This window comes from Streptococcus mitis NCTC 12261 (assembly GCF_000148585.2).
In the GTDB taxonomy this organism is placed as follows: Bacteria; Bacillota; Bacilli; order Lactobacillales; family Streptococcaceae; genus Streptococcus; species Streptococcus mitis.
Window position 1 is genome coordinate 1,109,135 of sequence record NZ_CP028414.1, and the last position, 19,861, is coordinate 1,128,995.

Here is a 19,861-nt window from a genome sequence, read left to right on the forward strand (position 1 = left end):
TGAGGTTATTTATGGACATTTGCCATCAAATTTTAGAAAAAATTAAAGAATACGACACGATTATCATTCATCGTCATATGAAACCAGACCCTGATGCCTTGGGAAGTCAGGTGGGATTGAAAGCTCTTCTCAAACATCATTTCCCAGAAAAAACCATCAAAGCCGTTGGTTTTGATGAACCAACTCTTACTTGGATGGCTGAGATGGATCTTGTTGAAGATAGTGCCTATCAAGGAGCCCTTGTCATCGTCTGTGATACAGCTAATACTGCTCGTATCGATGATAAGCGCTATAGTCAAGGTGATTTTCTCATTAAGATTGACCACCATCCAAATGATGATGTATACGGTGACCTATCTTGGGTGGATACTAGTTCAAGTAGCGCTAGCGAGATGATTACCCTATTTGCCCAAACAACCCAACTGGCCTTGTCAGATCGAGCTGCTGAATTGCTCTTTGCAGGAATTATTGGTGATACAGGTCGCTTCCTCTACCCTTCTACCACTGAACGGACTCTCCGCCTTGCTGCTTATTTGAGAGAACATAACTTTGACTTTGCCGCTCTCACTCGCAAAATGGACACTATGAGTTACAAAATTGCAAAACTTCAAGGCTACATCTACGACCATCTGGAAGTGGATGAAAATGGTGCTGCTCGCGTTATCCTGAGTCAGGAAATCTTAAAACGATTCAATGTTACCGATGCTGAAACTGCCGCTATTGTAGGAGCTCCTGGTCGGATTGACAGCGTCAGTCTCTGGGGGATTTTTGTAGAACAGGCTGATGGTCACTACCGTGTTCGCTTACGCAGTAAAATCCATCCTATCAATGAAATTGCCAAGGAACATGATGGTGGAGGCCACCCTCTAGCAAGTGGTGCTAATTCCTACAGTCTAGAAGAAAACGAAATCATCTATCAAAAGTTAAAAAACTTGCTTAAAAACTGATAAAATACTTGCCAAACTTTTCAGAATCTGATAGACTAGTATGGTAACAATCTATGGCTCGCAAAGAGACCATGGCAGAAAGGAAATATTGCAAAATGAAAAAAGATATCCATCCAGAATATCGCCCAGTTGTCTTCATGGACACAACTACTGGTTACCAATTCCTTAGCGGTTCAACAAAACGCTCTAACGAAACAGTTGAGTTCGAAGGCGAAACTTACCCATTGATCCGTGTGGAAATTTCATCAGACTCACACCCATTCTACACTGGACGTCAAAAGTTCACTCAAGCAGATGGACGCGTGGATCGTTTCAACAAAAAATACGGTCTCAAATAATGATAAAAAGAACAGTTTCGACTGTTCTTTTTATCTTCTTTTTATGAACCAATCACTACTACTTTCTATTTGTCAACCATCACGCTGACACTATAATTGATTTCAAACGGGGTTAAAAAATATCGAAAAGAAGCTTGATATTGAGAATGGTCAAGATGATTGAAACTACGTAGCCTAGAATTGTGTTCCACTTAGCATTGGTAAATTCTCCCATCACTGACTTCTTAGAAGTCAGATAAATTAAGGGAAAAATTGAGAATGGAAGAGCGATTGAAAGAAAGACCTGTGAATAGACCAATAACTGATCTAAGGTCTTTTCTTGATGCCCAAACAAGACAGCAACTATCATCACAGGGAGCAAGGCAAAAATCCGTGTTCCGACACGAATAACCCACTGTGGTAATTTCATATGCAAGAAACCTTCCATAACGATCTGTCCAGTCAAAGTACCTGTAATAGTAGAATTTTGGCCACTTGCTAAGAGAGCTAAAGCAAACAAAGTTGACAGAGTTGAGCTGGCTATCGCTCTTGCTATTGTCGAATCCTGTAAAGCATTGTACATTTGAGAGAAAGCTGAAATTTCAGATGCATGGCCAAAAAAGAGGGAGGCGCCTAAAAGTAAGAAGCAAGGAATTGACAACAAACGCTAGAGACAACTGAAGATTTGAGTCCCAGGTCATAAAACGGACAGCTTTTCGTATATCTTTCTTATCCTTATGGTTGATTTTTCTTGTTTGAGATAGGGATGAATGGAGATAGAGATTATGGGGCATGACTGTTGCTCCCACAATCCTTAAAGCCAAAGTCAGTTGACTATCATGTCCTGGCAAGGAACTTTCAAATAAAGTCGAAGTCGGTAAATAGCCACCAAAAATCCCCTGCATACTTGGATTAGATAAAGCAACCAGATAAGAAAAGATACCTAATATGGTTAAGATAAGGGTTGTAACAATAGATTCAATCTTCTTGAACCCAAATTTCATCAACAAAAGCAAAAGAAATACATCTAAAACGGTTAGAAGTATCGCGACCATAATCGGTATTTTAAACAAAAGATTTAAGGCAATTGCTGAACCTATAACCTCAGCCAAGTCTGTCGCCATTAAAGCTAATTCTAAAATCACCCATAGACTATAGCGGAGCCACTTGGGGGCATGATGAGCTGTTGCCTGCGCTAAATCCATCCTCGTCACGATACCTAGCTTTCCAGCCATCTGTTGTAGCTGCATGGCGATGATGGATGAAATCAAAATAACAAATAAGAGACTATACTTATAGGAAGCACCTCCAACCACACTGGTAATCCAGTTTCCGGGATCCATATAACCAACTGCTACAAGAGCTCCAGGCCCTAAAAATGCTTTTAGATTTTGCCAAAAATGATTGTTATTCGGAGTTTCAATAGATTGATTGATCTCAGAAAGAGAGACCTTTTTGTAAGAAGACATCGGAATATTCACTTTCTAATCTTGTCTTTGCCTATTTTATTAATGGAGCTTTGAAAATATAATGAAAATAATTTCCTATTCCCAATTTATTCTTATTATATCATATTTTGAAATGATTCTTAAGGAAAGCATGATAGTTAAAAAAACTTTGCACTCTAGCTAGCCACGAGATGGTTTCTAGAGTACAAAGTTTTTTTATTAGACTTCCTGCGAAACTAGAATTCTAGTTCACAGTTGATAATTCCAGCAATCAAATTCATTCGTAATCCAAATCGTTTACGTCGATTTCGATAGGTTGTTGAAAACATTTTAAACGTTTTTACTTTAGCCAAAATATTCTCAACCTTGATTCTCTCTTTAGATAGCACATGATTATAGGATTTATCTTCAAGAGTTAGTGGATTAAGTTTGCTTGATTTCCTCGGAATTTGCGCTTGTGAATACATCTTCATGATCCCTTGATAACCACTGTCTGCCAAGATTTTACCAGCTTGTCCGATATTTCTGCGACTCATTTTGAACAACTTCATATCATGACAATAGTTCACTGCAATATCCAAAGAAACAATTCTCCCTTGGCTTGTGACAATCGCCTGAGCCTTCATAGCATGACATTTCTTTTTAAAAGAATAATTGGCTAGTTGATTTTTTAGGACGATTGATTTTTACCTCTGTTGCATCCACAATCACCGTATCCTCAGCACTAAGATGAGTTTTTGAAATCGTAAAGCCACTTTGAATAAGAGTTGCTTCAACCCATTGACTCCGACGGATTAAGTTGCTTTCGTGAATGCCAAAATCAGCCGTAATTTGTTCATAAGTGCGGTATTCTCGCATGTATTGGAGAGTAGCCATGAGGAGGTCTTCTAGGCTTATCTTAGGGATTCGTCCACCTTTTGCGTGTTTAAGTTGATAAACTGTTTTTAATACAGCTAACATCTCTTCAAAAGTAGTGCGCTGAACACCAACAAGGCGCTTAAATCGTGCATCAGTAATTGTTTACTTACTTCATAATTAATAGTTTTATTGTATCATATTTTGTTTCGCAGGAAGTCTACTTTTATTTTCCACTGCCAAGCACAATTCTTAGATTCTCTCAGAAAAAGATTAGACTTTTAACCCCAAAATTGATAAAATAAAAAGGAAAATAAGATAAAAGGAAACTGAAAATCACCATGATGAACATGCAAAACATGATGCGCCAAGCACAAAAACTTCAAAAACAGATGGAACAAAGTCAAGCAGAACTTGCTGCTATGCAATTTGTTGGCAAATCTGCTCAAGAACTTGTTCAAGCGACCTTAACTGGTGACAAAAAAGTTGTCAGCATTGACTTCAATCCAGCTGTCGTTGACCCTGAAGATCTTGAAACTCTTTCTGATATGACTGTTCAAGCCATCAACTCTGCTCTTGAACAAATCGATGAAACTACCAAGAAAAAATTAGGTGCTTTCGCTGGAAAATTGCCATTCTAAGCATAAGAAAAACAAGCATTCAAGAGAATACTTGCCTATCATGGGAGGAACAACTGTTCCTCTTTTTGCTTACTAAAAATTAAAGAATTCCATGGCCTGTTTGAACAGTAAATCCGTATACTCTGGGTCTTCTTGGGCAATGGTAACCTGATCTTGAATCATTTCCAAGTCATCCGTTATCATGCCGTCTGCACCCAAATGAACAGATTTATCAAAGGACTCTGAACTATTGATGGTCCACACGTACAATTTTTGATCGGTATTCCAAAGCTTGTTGACAAAATTTTCATCCAAGGTTGAATACTCCATAGTATAACCTGTGGCCTTGGTTCTTGGAAAAATACTATTATAAGGTAGGATTAAAAAGACTGGAATTTGAGTATCGTAGGCTAAAACCTGGTCAATCACATGGTAGTCCAAGGATTGCATTTGGTGACCATTCTGCTTAAGAACAGTTCCATATTTTTCCATAAAGCGTTTCATCATATCTGGGCTATCTTTTCGACTAGTTTTAATTTCAATAAGGAGTTTTTGATGTAATTCATTGGCTTTATTGAGATAGTCATCAAAACTAGACACCTTGCTATGATAACCATTTTCTGAAATATCGAGTTTGGTCAATTCCTCCAAGGTTAAATCCTGAGGTTTGGCATTAACTCCTGTCAAATTCTTGATATTGGCATCATGCATCATGACAAACTGGCCATCTTTTGTTTCCTGAACATCCGTCTCAACGAAGTCTGGAGATAACTGAGCGGTTTTTTCTAGTGATTGGACGGTATTTTGCACACCATTCTTATTAGATACTCCCCTGTGAGAGATAATCAAAGGTTTATTGGCGACTGGAGCTTCTAAATAAACATAACCCTCAAGAGCGAAAAAGATAGCAGCACATCCCATCACTCCCCATCTCATCCAGTGGTCTTTCTTTCTCCTTGGTGTGATTTCTAATTCTTCTCCTGTTAAGAAGGAAACAAACTTAATGAGAAAGTAAGTCAAGGCCATATAGTGGAAATTCTTAATCAAGACAAAGTTAATAATTCCCATCACAAGAGATTCCTTATGGGTCAAACCATCCATCAGTGCCTGACTTGTCAAGATTGGGATCAATAAAAGAATGAAAAATATGTAGGTTTTGACGACAATCCAAAGCAAGTTCCAAATATAAAACCAAGAGTGCTTTCTTGTCTTCTCTAGACTGTATCTGACTGCTTCTTTGACTGTTTTCTTCTCAAATAAAAGCTGAGGTAGGGCAAACATCAAGCGCACTGAAATGTAAAATAGAAGTAAAGCAAGAATAGTAACCACTATACCTACTAGCCAATACTTGTCTTCCACATAATCAACGATAAAGTCCGGAATGACGATTTTATTGAGGTAATAAATCTTTAAAATCTTTCGAATCAATGGAAAGAGCATCATGATATAAAAGAAGATAAAGGCTATCTTGGAAAGTGTCGCTTGCTTCATAAACAAGAAACTTTGTCGAAAGACCTTACGACTGTACTCCAGCAAAGTTCTCTTTTCATGATAGAGTAGGTGCCGGGCTCCGATAAAGAGAAGTCCTATCTGGTAATAGGCGATCAGTAAATTAACGATTACCAGAATAAATAAAGCAAGACTAACAAAGGGAGAACCTTTTATAATGGCAAAAATATTGTTGTAAGATAGAAAGAGATAACCTGTCTGACGGAGCAAAAGTCCAGCAATCCAAGAATTTGACGGTAACCAGACAAACTCAATCATCATGAAAGTCAAGAAAAAGAGAAAGAGTATTTTATCTAGATTAAAGTATATCTGCTTAAAACCTAGATTTTTAGGTTTTTCAGGTTTCATAGACACTCCTAATCAAATAATTGAGACAAGTCTAAGCCTCCAAAAGGATTGTTCGATAGGCTACTTTCTGCCCCTAACAATTCTCTAGCTTGATCCGACTCTAGAAAGGACTCGTAAACACGCGCTGTCATACGAGCATCCTCTAAGCTATTATGAGACTGACCTTGAAATCCAAGAAATGAGGCAACAGTTTGCAATTTGAGATTGGCAATACCGTGTAAATCTGAACTACGACGTTCAAAGGCTTCATCATACAAGTCCACCTTATACTGCAGGCTGTAGTCTAAACCATGCTCTGCTAGAATAGGCAAATCACTTTTAGCAGCATTGTAGCCAACCATGGGTAAAGAACCCACAAACTCTTGGAAATCTTTTATAACTTTCTCCACTGGAGGGGCATCTTTTAATGTCTCAGCTGTAATCCCTGTCAAACCATTGATAAAACTCTTTAGAGGCACACTAGTATGGACATATGAATCATAGGCAGCGATTTCCTGACCATCTCTAAAACGCACTGCCGATACTTGAATCAAGTGTGTTTGCCCTTCATGCTGATTAAATTCTAAATCGAAAGCAATGTAATCTTCTAATCGTTCCATTCTATACCTCTCCTATACTGTTATTTTATACTAATTCAAACCACGTCAACGTCGCCTTGCCGTAGATATATGTAACTGACTTCGTCAGTCTTATCTACAACCTCAAAGCAGTGCTTTGAGCAGCCTGCGGCTAGTTTCCTAGTTTGCTCTTTGATTTTCATTGAGTATTACTTGAGCAACTATACTATTTAGAAACAAAAGAAGCCATCAGGTTAGCATTTAACCTAAACAGCTCCTTGATTATCCTCCAAATAAACGAGCAAAAAAGCCTTTCTTAGTTGATTGGACTTCTTCTTTTGCTTGGTCCAGCTCTAGCTTAAGATTTTCTTGATCCTTCATGGCTTGAAGGGTCAATTGTTGCTGCTGATCGAGTTGTTTGTCTTTCTCAGCAATCTGACGGTCTTTGATGCGCATCTGCTCGTCTTTTTCTGATAACTGACGATCCTTGGCTTTTAATTGTTCATAAAGACGAAGAATTTCTGCATTCTTCTCATCAACCAGAATCTCCATCAGTTCACGTTGCTTGACATCTTCACTGACAGGCTCATCTTCAAAAATCGTTTTTTTATAGATTTCTTCTAGCTTAATCAAGCCACTTCTGGTAACGACTGTTACCCCTTTATCATTTTTATCTGTGTCTTCTTCTGGTAATTCTTTGACACGGTTATTGATTGCTTGGCGAGATAATCCTAAGACCTCTGCAATCTCACTGACGGTCATTTCAATACTCATAATATCCTCTGAAACGTTTTCTAGCTTTTCTTTACTTAAATCTTATCATAAGCTAGAAAAACTGTCAAATTTCCGCTTAATCTAAAGCCTTCAAAAAGGCTAACAAGACTTGGGCAGAGCGACGTCCAGCTTCGATAATAAACTCATCAAAAGAGATGTTTGCTTCATGGTTGGCATTATCACTCATAGCTCGGATGACTAAAACTGGAAGATTAAGAGCATGCGCTGCCTGAGCAATAGCTGCCCCCTCCATCTCCACGGCTAAAACATCTGGGAAATGAGACTTAATCGCTTCTATCTTGTCATTTCCTGCAACAAAACTATCTCCTGTAGCAATCAAACCAAGATGCCAGTTCTGGTCCAATTGAGATAAACTCTCTTGAATTTTAGCAATAAAAGTTTTATCTGATTCGAAATAAAGCGGTTGTTGTGCCATTTGTCCATAAGCATAGCCAAAAGCTGTGACATTCACATCATGATAGACTAATTTATCAGCAATCACAACATCCCCAACAGCAATACCCTCTGCTACTGCACCAGCTGATCCCGTATTAATAAGAGCATCCACTTGAAAATGATCAGCCAAAATCGCCACACTCATAGCAGACATGACCTTACCAATTCCACTTTCTACAAGAACGACTTCATGAGAGGCAATGGTTCCTGTGTGATAGGTATTCCCTAAAACAACTTGCTCTTGGGCATTGTCTAAATGCTGGACCAGATACGCCAGTTCTTCTGGCATAGCCGCAATAATTCCTATTTTCATTTCAATTCCTTTTCTATTACAAAAGTTTCATTGCTAAGACAAGCAAAATTAAGAGAAAGATGACTGCAAATAAGATTTTATTCAGTTTAGAATTGAAGACATTTCTCTTGGTATTTTCAATGCGACGGCTTTTATGAATAGACGGTTCGACCTGAATCTTCAAGGTTTCCTGGCTAAAACCATGATCCTTAGGATTGGCATAACCAAAACGGGAAGAAGAAGTTGGTAAAATTTTTGTCTCCTCATCATCTAGCAAAGGGGGACCTGAAATTTTTTCGCCTCTATTAGCTCTTTCAATCATTTCATCCGTTAATAAAGGTTTACCCATACTGACCTCCTCTATTTTTTGTGCAATTCCCAATACTGAACAGCCATAATTGTCTTGGCATCACAAATATGACCTGATTGGATCAATTCCTTGGCTTCTTCTAAGCTCACTTCAAGAACTTCCAAGGTTTCGTCTTCATCCTGCGGACGCGGATTTTTCACCTTTGTCAAGTCGCTCGCTAGGTATAGTTTTAACTTTTCATTACAAAAGCCAATGGCTGAATAAAAGTCATACAAAAGTTCTAATTTCCCTGTATAGGCTGTTTCTTCCTCTAATTCACGAAGGGCTGCTGCAACAGGGTCTGTATTTTCTCCTACTTCCAACTTTCCGGCTGGAATTTCGTAAGAGACTGCCTCGATAGCTTTACGGTACTGCTTGACCAAGATGAGTTTTTGCTCATCGGTTACGGCTAAAACGCAGACAGCTCCATTGTGGAAAATCAAATCACGTTGGGCAGTTCCCTTACCTTCTGGTAATTCAACCTGGTCTTGAACCAGTTTAAAAATTGGTCCTTGATAGATTTCTTTTCGACTAAGCGTTTTTTCTTCAAATTCCATGATAGGCTCCTACTGATTCTTAGGATGATGAGGAAGGCGAGTTGCATATTCGTCTTTATTGACCTGACGTCCACGACCAATAGCAATAGCATCCGCTGGAACGTCTTTGGTAATAGTTGAACCCGCACCAACGAGGGAATTGTCACCAAGTTCTACTGGCGCAATAATGGTTGAATTTGAACCAACAAAGACATTGTTACCAATGACTGTTTTGTATTTGTTTTTGCCGTCATAGTTGACTGTAATAGTTCCTGCACCAAAATTAACCTTGCTACCCACTTCACAGTTTCCGATATAAGTCAAATGACCAGCCTTAGTATTCTCGCCGATAGAAGAACCTTTCACCTCAACAAAGTTTCCAATATGAACTTGGGCACCCAGACTTGAACCTGGACGAATGTGGGCATAAGGGCCGACTGTTACGCCGTCAGCAACACTGCTTTCCTCAATCATAGAGTTGGTAATGACAGCTCCTGCTCCGATAGTGCTATCCACCACATAAGTTCCATTTGTCAAAACAGTCTCAGCACCAATTTTCGTTTGCCCTTTTAAGGTAACATTGGCTTCGATTTGAACTTCAGGAGCAATTTCAACATCGATATCAATATAAGTTGCTTCTGGATTGACAAAGCTAACGCCATTGACCATGTGTTGACGATTGATGCGACGACGCATCACTGCTTCAGCTGTCGCAAGAGCCACACGGTCATTTACTCCAAGACTTTCATCAAAATCTTTCAAAGTATAAGCACCAACTTTTTCACCAGCTTCACGGAAAATGCCAATGACATCTGTAATATAGTATTCACCTTGAGCATTGTTGGTATTGATATTTTTCAAAGCCTCAAACAAACGCTCGTTGTCAAAAACGTAAGTTCCTGTGTTGATTTCCTTGATTTGTTTTTCAAAATCTGTAGCATCCTTCTGCTCCACAATGCGAAGAACCTCAGCATTGTCATTACGTACAATTCGTCCATAGCCAAAAGGATTATCTGTTTCAGCAGTCAAGATAGTCGCCACATTTTTATGATTGATGTGGAAATCAATCAAGTTTTTCAAGCTTTCACCAGTGATTAAAGGAGTATCTCCTGCAATGACCAAGGTGTGACCTGACAAACCTTCTAAGATAGGCTCTGTCATCATAACCGCATGACCAGTTCCCAGCTGTTCAGATTGAGTCACAAATTCTGTCTGTCCAGCCAAGACCTGCTCAACCAATTCTGCCTTGTGTCCAACAACTGTTACTGTCTTTTCAGGTTGGATAGCTCCCACACTTCGGAAAACATGTTCCAACATGGAAATACCTGCAACCTTGTGCAACACTTTTGGCAAATCAGATTTCATGCGAGTTCCTTTACCCGCTGCTAAAATAATGGCATAATTTGACATAATCTTCTCTTTTCTCTAGAAATTCCCTTTTATTATACCATATTTCAAATCATTCCGCGCCCTTGAATGAAAAAATGCTCCAAAGTCCTTTCCTTAACCCATTTTTTGAGTATTTTTTTTGATTTTTTTTCATTTTTAAGGTAAAATTATGAGATATGAGAAAGAAAATTAATCCGCTTATTTTATTTGGTTTTTTTGGGATTATGATTTTCATTTTAATCCTGAATCGCCCTCGTTTTGAGGACCATCCTGTAAAAACAAAGTCAAATATCGCGCAAGTAGAATCACAAGCGCTACATAATATAGATAAACCGGTAATTGATGTTTCTGGTTGGCAACGTCCTGAGGAAATTAATTACGATACTCTGTCGCAAAACATTTCTGGAGCTATTGTTCGTGTCCATAGTGGTGCTCAAACGTCCAAAGAGAACGATGCTTCCTATGTTAATGGTGTTGATAAGGCCTTTAAAACCCATATCACAGAGTTTCAAAAACGAAATGTCCCAGTTGGTGTCTATGCCTATGTAGCTGGAAAAAATGTCCAGGAAATGGAAAAAGCTGCTGAGGTATTCTATAACGCCTCTTCGCCTTACAGTCCAAGTTACTATTGGCTAGACGTGGAAGAAAAAACCATGTCCAATATGAACGAGGGTGTTGAAGCCTTTCGAGCAAAGCTAGAATCACTGGGTGCTAAAAACATCGGAATCTACGTTGGGGTCTATTTTATGGAAGAACATAGTATTGATACAGACAAATTTACGTCTGTGTGGATTCCTTCCTATGGTTCTGACTCAGGTTTTTACGAGACAACCCCAAAAACTGATTTAGATTACGACATCCACCAGTACACTTCTAAAGGAAAAATTGCTGGTTTTGACCATGATTTGGATATCAACGTCATCTCTTCCTTAAAAAACAAAGAAGAAACCTTTAGAAAACTCTTTTTAAAACCATAAAAGCATTTGTTTAGCATTTGCTTTTTCTTTTTGTGTTTGATTGTGATACAATATAATAAGGATTTTTTGAAATAGAAATAGTTGGAGGAAACATATGCTCTCATGGTTAGCACGCCTTATTAAAGGGATTGTGATTGCTCTTGGATTTATCCTACCAGGAATTTCCGGAGGGGTTCTAGCAGCAATCTTAGGAATTTATGAACGGATGATTGGATTTCTGGCCCATCCCTTTAAGGACTTTAAAGAAAATGTTTTGTACTTTATTCCAGTTGCCATCGGTATGCTTCTGGGAATCGGCTTATTTTCCTACCCGATTGAATACCTGCTTGAAAATTATCAGGTCTTTGTCTTATGGAGCTTTGCGGGCGCCATCATTGGTACAGTTCCTAGCCTCCTCAAGGAATCAACTCGAGAATCTGACCGAGACAAGATTGATTTAGCTTGGTTCTGGACAACCTTTATCATCTCTGGATTAGGACTCTATGCCTTAAATTTTGTCGTTGGAACCTTAAGTGCCAGCTTTCTTAATTTCGTCCTAGCTGGTGCACTACTGGCTCTTGGCGTATTAGTTCCTGGCCTCAGCCCATCAAACCTACTTTTGATTTTGGGCCTCTATGCTCCTATGCTGACAGGTTTTAAAACCTTTGACCTCTTGGGAACCTTCTTCCCGATTGGAATCGGGGCAGGTGCAACTCTCATCATTTTTTCAAAATTGATGGATTATGCCTTAAACAACTACCACTCACGCGTCTATCATTTCATCATCGGCATCGTCCTATCAAGTACCCTTTTGATCTTAATTCCAAATGCAGGAAACACTGAAAGTATCCAATACACTGGTATTTCTCTTGTTGGGTATGTCATCATCGCCTTCTTCTTTGCGTTGGGAATTTGGCTTGGTATTTGGATGAGCCAATTGGAGGATAAGTATAAATAATGGCAAAAAAAGTTAAAATCAAAAAAACATTGGTGGAACAAATCCTGTCTAAGGCAGGTATCCCACATCAGGGTATTCAAATCAATGCCCTGGAAGGAGAGCTTCCTCAAGGTTATGAACGAGATCAGATTTTCAAAACCTTGGCTCTTTTGGGAGATAAAACAGGACCAATTATCGGAATTGTCCCTATCACTCAACACTTGTCGGAAAAGAAACTAGCCAAAATTTCTGGCAATAAAAAAGTGAGCATGATTCCACAAAAGGACTTGGAAAAAACAACAGGTTATATTCATGGAGCCAATAATCCCGTCGGAATTCGTCAGAAACACAATTATCCCATTTTTATCGATAAGATCGCTCTAGACTTGGATCAAATGATTGTCTCTGCAGGCGAAGTTGGTCACAGCATTATCGTCGCTCCGCAAGACTTGGCTAGCTTTGTAAAAGCTGACTTTGCAGATATCTTGGAGGGTAGCCAAGAATGAAACTCTACTTTGTCCGCCACGGTCGTACCCTCTGGAACCAGGAAGGACGCTTTCAAGGTGCTAGTGGAGATTCTCCCCTTCTTCCTGAATCCATTGAATCCCTAAAACAACTAGGCCAGTATCTCAAGGATATTCCTTTCGAACAGATTTATTCAAGTGATTTACCTCGAGCGGTCAAATCTGCTGAAATTATCCAAAGTCAACTCCAGACCCCCTGTCCTTTAGAAAGTGTTTCTAATCTCTGTGAATGGCAGCTGGGGAAGTTGGAAGGTTTGAAAATTGCAACCTTGGAATCTATTTACCCTCAACAAATCAAAGCTTTTCGATCTAATCTTGCTCAATTTGACACTCAAATGTTTGGAGCCGAATCCCTCTATAGCACCACGCAACGGACCATCCAATTTATCAAATCATTAAAAGATAGTCCAGCTGAGTGTATTCTAATTGTCGGCCACGGTGCCAATCTTACTGCCAGTCTCCGTACTCTTTTAGGTTATAAAGAACCTCTTCTTCGTAAAGATGGCGGTCTAGCAAATGCCAGCCTGACAATTTTAGAAACTCATGATTTTGAAACATTTACACTCGATACTTGGAATGATACTTCCTATCAATAACAGAACTTGATTTTAGCGTCAAGTTCTTTTTAGTTTTGAAAGATTATCCGTGAATTTCTTGCTTATTTATGATAAAATGGGAGTATCGCAAAAAATGACTCATCGTATTCAATTTTGAGTAAAACTAGGAGGATCCCATGTCAACAGAACATATGGAAGAACTAAATGACCAGCAGATCGTTCGCCGTGAAAAAATGGCTGCGCTCCGTGAACAAGGAATTGATCCTTTCGGAAAACGTTTTGAACGCACTGCAAATTCACAAGAATTAAAAGATAAATATGCTGACCTCGATAAGGAAGAATTACATGATAAAAACGAAACAGCTACTATCGCAGGACGCTTAGTAACTAAACGTGGTAAAGGTAAAGTAGGATTTGCCCACCTTCAAGACCGTGAAGGCCAGATTCAAATCTACGTTCGTAAGGATGCTGTCGGTGAAGAAAACTACGAGATCTTCAAAAAAGCAGACCTTGGTGACTTCCTTGGTGTCGAGGGTGAAGTGATGCGTACAGATATGGGAGAACTCTCTATCAAGGCAACTCACATCACACACTTGTCTAAGGCTCTTCGTCCTCTTCCAGAGAAATTCCATGGTTTGACAGACGTTGAAACGATTTACCGTAAACGTTACCTTGACTTGATTTCTAACCGTGAAAGCTTTGAGCGTTTTGTCACTCGTTCAAAAATCATCTCTGAAATCCGTCGTTACCTTGACCAAAAAGGATTCCTTGAAGTGGAAACACCTGTTCTTCACAACGAAGCTGGTGGAGCTGCTGCCCGTCCATTTATCACTCACCACAATGCCCAAAACATTGATATGGTGCTTCGTATCGCAACTGAGCTTCACTTGAAACGCCTTATCGTCGGTGGTATGGAACGTGTCTATGAAATTGGCCGTATCTTCCGTAATGAAGGAATGGATGCTACACATAACCCTGAGTTCACTTCTATCGAAGTTTACCAAGCTTATGCAGACTTCCAAGACATCATGGACTTGACTGAAGGCATTATCCAACATGCTGCTAAAGCTGTTAAGGGTGATGGTCCGGTTAACTACCAAGGTACTGAAATCAAGATTAACGAACCATTTAAACGTGTTCACATGGTGGATGCTATCAAAGAAATTACTGGTGTCGATTTCTGGCCAGACATGACTTTGGAAGAAGCTAAAGCTATCGCTGCTGAGAAGAAAGTTCCTGTTGAAAAACACTACACTGAAGTTGGCCACATTATCAATGCCTTCTTTGAAGAGTTTGTTGAAGAAACCTTGATCCAGCCAACCTTTGTCTATGGACATCCAGTAGCTGTATCTCCGCTCGCTAAGAAAAATCCTGAAGACGAACGCTTTACTGACCGTTTCGAGCTCTTCATCATGACTAAGGAGTACGGTAATGCCTTTACTGAGTTGAACGACCCAATCGACCAACTTAGCCGTTTTGAAGCCCAAGCTAAAGCTAAAGAACTTGGTGACGATGAAGCAACCGGCATCGACTATGACTACATCGAAGCTCTTGAATACGGTATGCCACCAACAGGTGGTTTGGGAATCGGTATCGACCGTCTCTGCATGCTCCTTACTGATACAACAACTATCCGTGACGTATTGCTCTTCCCAACAATGAAATAATCACTTATCCTCTGGCTCTTGTCAGGGGATTTTTCGATGCAAAAAGAGATTGAGGAAAACTCAATCTCTACTTTTCACTTCTTTGGTTGCTACATCTTCTCCAAACCATTTTTGGCTAATTTCTTGGAACTTCCCTTCTTTGTACAGTTGAACAAAGGCTTGGTTTAAAGCTTGTAGTAATCTCTTGTCTGCTGGTCTAACTCCGACTGCAAAGGATTCACTTTCAAATCCTGCTGAAAAGACATTGTAGTCACTTAATATACCTTCAGACTGGAGATAGTAATTAGCATACACTCGGTCAATCAACAAGGCATCAATCCGGTCATTTTTCAAATCAATCAAGGCCTCATTAAAACTCTGGTACTGATTAGCCTTCTGATCTTTGACACGATTTTTCAATAAATCTGGCTGGGCTTCAAAGTCTAAATAACCAGAGGAACCGGCTTGGGCTCCCAAGGTTTTATCCTTCATATCCTCTACTGAACGAATCTGCTGGCTTTTCTTTGCAACCAGAACTTGCTGATTTTCCATATAAGGAATGCTAAAGGCAACCTTCTCTCGGCGTTCATCAGTGGCAGCATAGCCATTCCAAATGGCATCTATGGTTCCATTTTGCAGTTCCGTCTCCTTCATATCCCAGTCAATTGGCTGAAATTGCACCTTGACACCTAATTTTTCAGAAACTGCTTGTGCTAAATCAATATCAAAGCCTGTATATTGGCCATTCTTTTCTTCAAAACCCATGGGTACAAAGGTATTGTCAAAACCAATAGTAATGGTCCCCTGCTCTTGATACTTATCCCAGTTATCCTTCTTTGGATCACTAGCTTTCTGAGTACAAGCCGTTAAAAAGAGGGTCAGGAGCGAAACCAATACTAAAGCAATTTTCTTATTAGTCATTGGCACCTCCTACTTGGGTTCAACCTTGAGAATCTGATCTGCGATATTTTCAGCAAACTGCAAATCATGGGTAACCACAATCTGGGTCATGCCAAGTTCCCTATTTTGCAAGATCAGTTTTTCCACTTCCAAGCGTAATTCAGGATCTAGGGCAGAAGTTGGTTCATCGTAACCTATGATTTCTGGGTCAATCATCATAGCACGCGCCAAAGCTACCCGCTGCTTTTGCCCACCTGATAGTGAGAATGGATAAGCATCTGCATGTCCTGCCAGTCCTAATTGTTCCAAAAGACCTCGCGCCTTCTTCTCTGCCTCATCCCGCTTCATTCCCATGGTTTTCACAGGAGATAAGGTCAAATTATCTAGAACGGATAAATGAGGGAAAAGTTGAAAATCTTGGAATACAAATCCTAGTAGATTGCGCTTCTCAAGTTCGTCCAATTCTAAAGGTTCTCCATTATAAAAGATTTGCCCTGAATCAATGGTTTCAAGACCTGCAAGCATACGTAAGAGGGTTGTCTTACCTCCACCAGAAGGTCCAACGATAGCTAGGATTTGCTTTTCAGGAATCTTTAGACTGAAATTAGACAAAATTTGCTTTTCACCAAAGCCTTTATTGATATTTCGTAATTCTAACATGGCAGCCTCCTATCTATAGTAACTGTACTTCTTCTCAACTTTTTTGGCAAGAATGGTCACAATACCAATCAAAATCAAGTAAATGGCTCCTGCCAAGAACATAGGAACCAGGCTAGCATCACGGTTTGCAGCTGTACGACTAGCCAAGATAAGGTCTGAAATTCCTAGAGCATAGACCAGAGAAGTATCTTTGACCAAACTCATGACTTCGTTAAATACGCTAGGAAGAACAATCTTTGTCACCTGAGGCAAAATAATATAGCGAACTGTGGCAAAAGGACTGAACTTCAAGACCTTAGCAGCCTCATATTGACCGTTAGGAATGGTATCAATCCCTCCACGAAAGATTTCAGCAAAGTAAGCCGCATAATTCAGAACAAAGGCAATGATAGCTGCAGGAAGACGGTCCAAACGAATCCCAATACTTGGAAGCACATAATAAATAAAAATCAATTGCAAGAGCAAGGGTGTTCCTCGCATAATCCAGATATAAATATTAATCAGATGATGGAGGGGCTTCCAATGGACTTGCAAGGCAAAGGCAATCAAAACGCCCAAGGGAATAGAAAAAATCAAGACCAGTGCAAAAACCTGCAAAGTCATGCTTGCACCGCTCAATAAACTCGGTAATATCTCAAACAAATAAGACATACTGCACCTCCTAAAAATAATAGATACTATTATAGCATAAATAAACAAAACAACCAACCATTTTTGTAAAAAAATTCTCTTTAAAAAAGAAAAAACTATATCTATCAAAAATGATTAGATACAGTTTTTAAAAAAATATTCTTACAATCTCTCAAATAGTTCTTGCATTTGTACATCATCTGGAACTAGTTTTAAGTAAGTTTGAGCATTGACTTTGGCTTCCTCAAAGTAGCCCAATTCACGCAAGAGATAGATATAGTGTTCCAGAAACTCTGGATTGTCCTTTAAATCTCCTGCCAACTCTTGATAATGCTCGTAGGCGGTATCTAAATCGTCCATTTCTTGATAAGAACGAGCAATCATCCACTTGGTCAAAAGATTCTCTGGCTCATCATTTTGCAAGTCTAGAATGTCCTCATAACGTTCCTGTTCTAGATAAATTGTGGCTAGACGAAGTAAGATTTCTTCCGTATCCTCAGCATCTTCTTTTGCAGTAAGGAGGTAGTTTTCTGCACCACTGGCATCATGCAGTTCATAAGAGAATTGTGAAGCAGCTAGCAAGAGACGAGTTTCAAAGGGATTTTTCTCCAAGCCTTGCTTAGCGATACGCAGGGCTTCTTGAACCTGATGTTCCTTATGCAAGGCCTGACTATAACCATACTCATAGCCTTCAAAGTCAGGAGAAATGGTATCAAGCTGCTTAAAGTAGAGGACAGCTTTTTGGTATTCTTCTCGATCAAAGTAAAGACTAGCCAACTCAAAAGCTGTTAGGTCATCGTATTCTAACTCTAGGGCTTTTTCTAAAAACTCTGTAGCCGTTTCAAATTTCCCTAACTGTGCATAGGCAAAGCCAATCCGTTGATAGGTAGAAATGCCTGTTTGCTCATAAATAGTACGATTATCTAACTGAGCATAGCCTTGAATGGCCTCTTGATAATTTTCCAACTCACTATCCAACTCTGCTAATCCCAATATCAAGAGAGGATCCTCTGAATAACTCAAAGCCTCCAGCAATTTCTCACGCGCCACATCTGTCAAACCTTCCAACTGGTAAAGGTCTGCCTTAAGTGCCAAAGCCGAAACATACCAGTCACTGTCAGCTTGGAATTCCTCAAGGTAGGCAAATGCTTCCTCGATTTGACCATCCTCGCTAGCAATAGTTGCTAGATTAAGATTAACCTCTGGAAAATCTTCTACGATTTTCAGGTAAATTTCCTTGGCCTGAGGATAAAAACCAATCCCTTCTAGATAGGTGGCTAACTCATACAGAAGGTCACTTGGATCATTTTCTAAAGCTTTGACGAAATAATGTTCTGCCTTAACTAAATCTTGCTCTTCCAAAGCCTGTAACATCTGTTGACTATTGTTCACTCTTTACTTCCTCTCCTTCTAGTTCATATAGGCCACTGACTACCTTATACCATTCGAAAATGGCTGAAATGACAACTTTAGCAGAAGCATAAACCGGAATACCGAGTAAAACTCCCCAGATACCAAACATGGATCCTGAAGTTAATAAAACAAAGAGAACATTAATGGGATGGATGTTTAATTGACTTCCCAAAATCAATGGAGAGACAAAACGGCCTTCAATAGTTTGTTCTACGATAAAGACAATCACTACTTTTAAAAGCATGACTGGCCCAGCAATCAAGCCCAATACTAGGGCAGGAAGCATGGCTAAGAAGCTACCCAAATAAGGAACCAGATTTAAAATACCAGCAGTAACCCCCAAAGTAACTGCATAACGTAGACCAATAATCTTGAAGAAAATCATAAACATTACCGCAACAATAATAGCCACTGTTACTTGTCCTCGAACATAGTTGGACAACTGTTGATTCACATCTGATAAAACCTGCCCAACAGGTTCTTTCAATTTCGTTGGCATGAATTGGGTCAAATAGTGACGTAGGCCTTTTCCATCACGTAAGAGATAAAAGAGCATGAACGGAACGATAATCAAGGCAACAATCACTTGAGAAGCACCGCTAATAAAGGCACTTACCCAGTTGACTGCCTGAGAAGAAACTTTACTTGCCCAAACTGTAGCCTGACTTGAAAAGTTTGTCAAAACTTGTTCTAACTGAGGTCTGAAATCATCTGGTAAACGCTTGGTTACCAAATCATCAATAACTCTATCTGCATCTTCAAGGTAGATTGGTACATTTCTTGCAAATGTTAAAACTTGACGTTGTAGATTTGGAATAGCTACTGCCAAGCCCCAAATGATAAAGAGTGCAATAATGACAAAGACAATACTGATGGCTATGACACGATTGACTTTGTGTTTTTCCATCCAATCAACAATGGGATTCAATAAATAATATAGCAGGCCAGATAAAATGACTGGCAACATCACAACTGCTAAAAAGTCCAAAACAGGTGAAAATAGAAAACTAATCTTACTTAAAATAAAAAGATTGAGTCCCAATAATAAGGTTACCAAAAATACCGTAATGGCCTTGTTGTCCAAAAACCACTTGAAAAACCAAGATAGGCTAAAATGTTTCTCTTTTTGTTCCATAAATAATTCCTTTCTGTCATTCTTTCATTATACCATTTTTAGAGCAAAATAACTCTTTTTTAAAGTGCTTACATACCATTGAATTGTACCGCATATCATATTGTGA

20 protein-coding genes and 2 pseudogenes are annotated in these 19,861 nt (G+C 39.3%); 8 read left to right on the forward strand and 14 right to left on the reverse strand.

Annotation, left to right across the window (positions count from 1 at the left end):
* The first annotated feature begins 11 nt into the window (after positions 1 to 11).
* Positions 12 to 947 carry a DHH family phosphoesterase gene (locus tag SM12261_RS05755; RefSeq protein ID WP_078228416.1) on the forward strand — a complete coding sequence of 312 codons (936 nt, stop codon included), beginning with the start codon at positions 12 to 14 and terminating at the stop codon, positions 945 to 947.
* 95 nt (positions 948 to 1,042) lie between these two features.
* A complete protein-coding gene (locus SM12261_RS05760; protein WP_000710764.1) occupies positions 1,043 to 1,285 on the forward strand; it encodes a type B 50S ribosomal protein L31 in 243 nt (80 codons plus the stop codon).
* A 112-nt stretch (positions 1,286 to 1,397) separates the two neighbouring features.
* Here the strand turns inward: SM12261_RS05760 and SM12261_RS05765 are convergent.
* Positions 1,398 to 2,733 (reverse strand): annotated as a pseudogene (locus SM12261_RS05765) (Nramp family divalent metal transporter).
* A gap of 215 nt (positions 2,734 to 2,948) precedes the next feature.
* Positions 2,949 to 3,752, reverse strand: a pseudogene (locus SM12261_RS05770) (IS5 family transposase).
* A gap of 156 nt (positions 3,753 to 3,908) precedes the next feature.
* Here SM12261_RS05770 and SM12261_RS05775 point away from each other — a divergent pair.
* Positions 3,909 to 4,208, forward strand: coding sequence for a YbaB/EbfC family nucleoid-associated protein (locus SM12261_RS05775; protein ID WP_023946937.1), 300 nt, complete (start codon positions 3,909 to 3,911; stop codon positions 4,206 to 4,208).
* A gap of 72 nt (positions 4,209 to 4,280) precedes the next feature.
* On the opposite strand, the gene SM12261_RS05780 is transcribed toward SM12261_RS05775, so the two are convergent.
* The 7 genes from SM12261_RS05780 to glmU form a co-directional block, all read right to left on the reverse strand.
* On the reverse strand, positions 4,281 to 6,044 hold the full coding sequence (locus SM12261_RS05780; protein ID WP_023946939.1) for a glycerophosphoryl diester phosphodiesterase membrane domain-containing protein: 1,764 nt from the start codon (positions 6,042 to 6,044) through the stop codon (positions 4,281 to 4,283).
* Between the two features lie 8 nt (positions 6,045 to 6,052).
* Positions 6,053 to 6,643: a 3'-5' exonuclease gene (locus tag SM12261_RS05785; RefSeq protein ID WP_078228418.1), complete on the reverse strand. Its 591-nt coding sequence runs from the start codon at positions 6,641 to 6,643 to the stop codon at positions 6,053 to 6,055.
* Between the two features lie 240 nt (positions 6,644 to 6,883).
* Positions 6,884 to 7,375 carry a chromosome segregation protein RocS gene (rocS, locus tag SM12261_RS05790; protein ID WP_000021242.1) on the reverse strand — a complete coding sequence of 164 codons (492 nt, stop codon included), beginning with the start codon at positions 7,373 to 7,375 and terminating at the stop codon, positions 6,884 to 6,886.
* A gap of 76 nt (positions 7,376 to 7,451) precedes the next feature.
* A complete protein-coding gene (locus tag SM12261_RS05795) occupies positions 7,452 to 8,144 on the reverse strand; it encodes a 5'-methylthioadenosine/adenosylhomocysteine nucleosidase (protein ID WP_000689782.1) in 693 nt (230 codons plus the stop codon).
* 16 nt (positions 8,145 to 8,160) lie between these two features.
* On the reverse strand, positions 8,161 to 8,472 hold the full coding sequence (gene macP, locus SM12261_RS05800) for a cell wall synthase accessory phosphoprotein MacP (protein ID WP_000517861.1): 312 nt from the start codon (positions 8,470 to 8,472) through the stop codon (positions 8,161 to 8,163).
* Between the two features lie 11 nt (positions 8,473 to 8,483).
* Positions 8,484 to 9,029: an NUDIX hydrolase gene (locus SM12261_RS05805; protein WP_000393817.1), complete on the reverse strand. Its 546-nt coding sequence runs from the start codon at positions 9,027 to 9,029 to the stop codon at positions 8,484 to 8,486.
* Between the two features lie 9 nt (positions 9,030 to 9,038).
* Positions 9,039 to 10,418, reverse strand: a complete 1,380-nt coding sequence (glmU, locus tag SM12261_RS05810) for a bifunctional UDP-N-acetylglucosamine diphosphorylase/glucosamine-1-phosphate N-acetyltransferase GlmU (RefSeq protein ID WP_000073765.1) — start codon at positions 10,416 to 10,418, stop codon at positions 9,039 to 9,041.
* 155 nt (positions 10,419 to 10,573) lie between these two features.
* Here glmU and SM12261_RS05815 point away from each other — a divergent pair, with 155 nt between their 5' ends.
* The 5 genes from SM12261_RS05815 (at position 10,574) to lysS (ending at position 15,038) form a co-directional block, all read left to right on the forward strand.
* Positions 10,574 to 11,374, forward strand: a complete 801-nt coding sequence (locus SM12261_RS05815; RefSeq protein ID WP_001227594.1) for a glycoside hydrolase family 25 protein — start codon at positions 10,574 to 10,576, stop codon at positions 11,372 to 11,374.
* Between the two features lie 94 nt (positions 11,375 to 11,468).
* On the forward strand, positions 11,469 to 12,311 hold the full coding sequence (locus tag SM12261_RS05820; RefSeq protein WP_000954107.1) for a DUF368 domain-containing protein: 843 nt from the start codon (positions 11,469 to 11,471) through the stop codon (positions 12,309 to 12,311).
* Positions 12,311 to 12,796, forward strand: a complete 486-nt coding sequence (locus SM12261_RS05825) for an aminoacyl-tRNA deacylase (RefSeq protein WP_078228420.1) — start codon at positions 12,311 to 12,313, stop codon at positions 12,794 to 12,796. The genes SM12261_RS05820 and SM12261_RS05825 overlap by 1 nt, the downstream gene beginning before the upstream one ends.
* Positions 12,793 to 13,410: a histidine phosphatase family protein gene (locus SM12261_RS05830; RefSeq protein WP_000780809.1), complete on the forward strand. Its 618-nt coding sequence runs from the start codon at positions 12,793 to 12,795 to the stop codon at positions 13,408 to 13,410. Before SM12261_RS05825 ends, SM12261_RS05830 begins: the two co-directional genes overlap by 4 nt.
* Positions 13,411 to 13,547: 137 nt before the next feature.
* Entirely contained in the window at positions 13,548 to 15,038 is a 1,491-nt protein-coding gene (gene lysS, locus SM12261_RS05835; protein WP_000102445.1) for a lysine--tRNA ligase, read from the forward strand.
* A gap of 60 nt (positions 15,039 to 15,098) precedes the next feature.
* On the opposite strand, the gene SM12261_RS05840 is transcribed toward lysS, so the two are convergent.
* From SM12261_RS05840 to SM12261_RS05860, 5 genes are all read right to left on the reverse strand, one after another.
* Entirely contained in the window at positions 15,099 to 15,938 is an 840-nt protein-coding gene (locus tag SM12261_RS05840) for an amino acid ABC transporter substrate-binding protein (RefSeq protein ID WP_000182482.1), read from the reverse strand.
* A 9-nt stretch (positions 15,939 to 15,947) separates the two neighbouring features.
* Positions 15,948 to 16,577 carry an amino acid ABC transporter ATP-binding protein gene (locus tag SM12261_RS05845; RefSeq protein WP_000891750.1) on the reverse strand — a complete coding sequence of 210 codons (630 nt, stop codon included), beginning with the start codon at positions 16,575 to 16,577 and terminating at the stop codon, positions 15,948 to 15,950.
* Between the two features lie 9 nt (positions 16,578 to 16,586).
* The gene (locus SM12261_RS05850; RefSeq protein WP_000120839.1) at positions 16,587 to 17,228 is read right to left on the reverse strand and encodes an amino acid ABC transporter permease; all 642 of its coding nucleotides are present in this window, start codon (positions 17,226 to 17,228) and stop codon (positions 16,587 to 16,589) included.
* A gap of 141 nt (positions 17,229 to 17,369) precedes the next feature.
* The gene (locus SM12261_RS05855; protein WP_004238710.1) at positions 17,370 to 18,599 is read right to left on the reverse strand and encodes a tetratricopeptide repeat protein; all 1,230 of its coding nucleotides are present in this window, start codon (positions 18,597 to 18,599) and stop codon (positions 17,370 to 17,372) included.
* The gene (locus SM12261_RS05860; RefSeq protein ID WP_000435447.1) at positions 18,589 to 19,755 is read right to left on the reverse strand and encodes an AI-2E family transporter; all 1,167 of its coding nucleotides are present in this window, start codon (positions 19,753 to 19,755) and stop codon (positions 18,589 to 18,591) included. The genes SM12261_RS05855 and SM12261_RS05860 overlap by 11 nt, the downstream gene beginning before the upstream one ends.
* Between the last annotated feature and the right edge of the window lie 106 nt (positions 19,756 to 19,861).

Coding starts and splice junctions, on each gene's coding strand:
- SM12261_RS05795 (WP_000689782.1), bottom strand. CDS start 8,144: ATGAAAATAGGAATTATTGCGGCTATGCCAGAAGAACTGGCGTATCTG.
- SM12261_RS05775 (WP_023946937.1), top strand. CDS start 3,909: ATGATGAACATGCAAAACATGATGCGCCAAGCACAAAAACTTCAAAAA.
- SM12261_RS05820 (WP_000954107.1), top strand. CDS start 11,469: ATGCTCTCATGGTTAGCACGCCTTATTAAAGGGATTGTGATTGCTCTT.
- SM12261_RS05850 (WP_000120839.1), bottom strand. CDS start 17,228: ATGTCTTATTTGTTTGAGATATTACCGAGTTTATTGAGCGGTGCAAGC.
- SM12261_RS05805 (WP_000393817.1), bottom strand. CDS start 9,029: ATGGAATTTGAAGAAAAAACGCTTAGTCGAAAAGAAATCTATCAAGGA.
- lysS (WP_000102445.1), top strand. CDS start 13,548: ATGTCAACAGAACATATGGAAGAACTAAATGACCAGCAGATCGTTCGC.
- SM12261_RS05785 (WP_078228418.1), bottom strand. CDS start 6,643: ATGGAACGATTAGAAGATTACATTGCTTTCGATTTAGAATTTAATCAG.
- rocS (WP_000021242.1), bottom strand. CDS start 7,375: ATGAGTATTGAAATGACCGTCAGTGAGATTGCAGAGGTCTTAGGATTA.
- SM12261_RS05860 (WP_000435447.1), bottom strand. CDS start 19,755: ATGGAACAAAAAGAGAAACATTTTAGCCTATCTTGGTTTTTCAAGTGG.
- glmU (WP_000073765.1), bottom strand. CDS start 10,418: ATGTCAAATTATGCCATTATTTTAGCAGCGGGTAAAGGAACTCGCATG.
- SM12261_RS05755 (WP_078228416.1), top strand. CDS start 12: ATGGACATTTGCCATCAAATTTTAGAAAAAATTAAAGAATACGACACG.
- SM12261_RS05815 (WP_001227594.1), top strand. CDS start 10,574: ATGAGAAAGAAAATTAATCCGCTTATTTTATTTGGTTTTTTTGGGATT.
- SM12261_RS05825 (WP_078228420.1), top strand. CDS start 12,311: ATGGCAAAAAAAGTTAAAATCAAAAAAACATTGGTGGAACAAATCCTG.
- macP (WP_000517861.1), bottom strand. CDS start 8,472: ATGGGTAAACCTTTATTAACGGATGAAATGATTGAAAGAGCTAATAGA.
- SM12261_RS05845 (WP_000891750.1), bottom strand. CDS start 16,577: ATGTTAGAATTACGAAATATCAATAAAGGCTTTGGTGAAAAGCAAATT.
- SM12261_RS05840 (WP_000182482.1), bottom strand. CDS start 15,938: ATGACTAATAAGAAAATTGCTTTAGTATTGGTTTCGCTCCTGACCCTC.
- SM12261_RS05780 (WP_023946939.1), bottom strand. CDS start 6,044: ATGAAACCTGAAAAACCTAAAAATCTAGGTTTTAAGCAGATATACTTT.
- SM12261_RS05760 (WP_000710764.1), top strand. CDS start 1,043: ATGAAAAAAGATATCCATCCAGAATATCGCCCAGTTGTCTTCATGGAC.
- SM12261_RS05830 (WP_000780809.1), top strand. CDS start 12,793: ATGAAACTCTACTTTGTCCGCCACGGTCGTACCCTCTGGAACCAGGAA.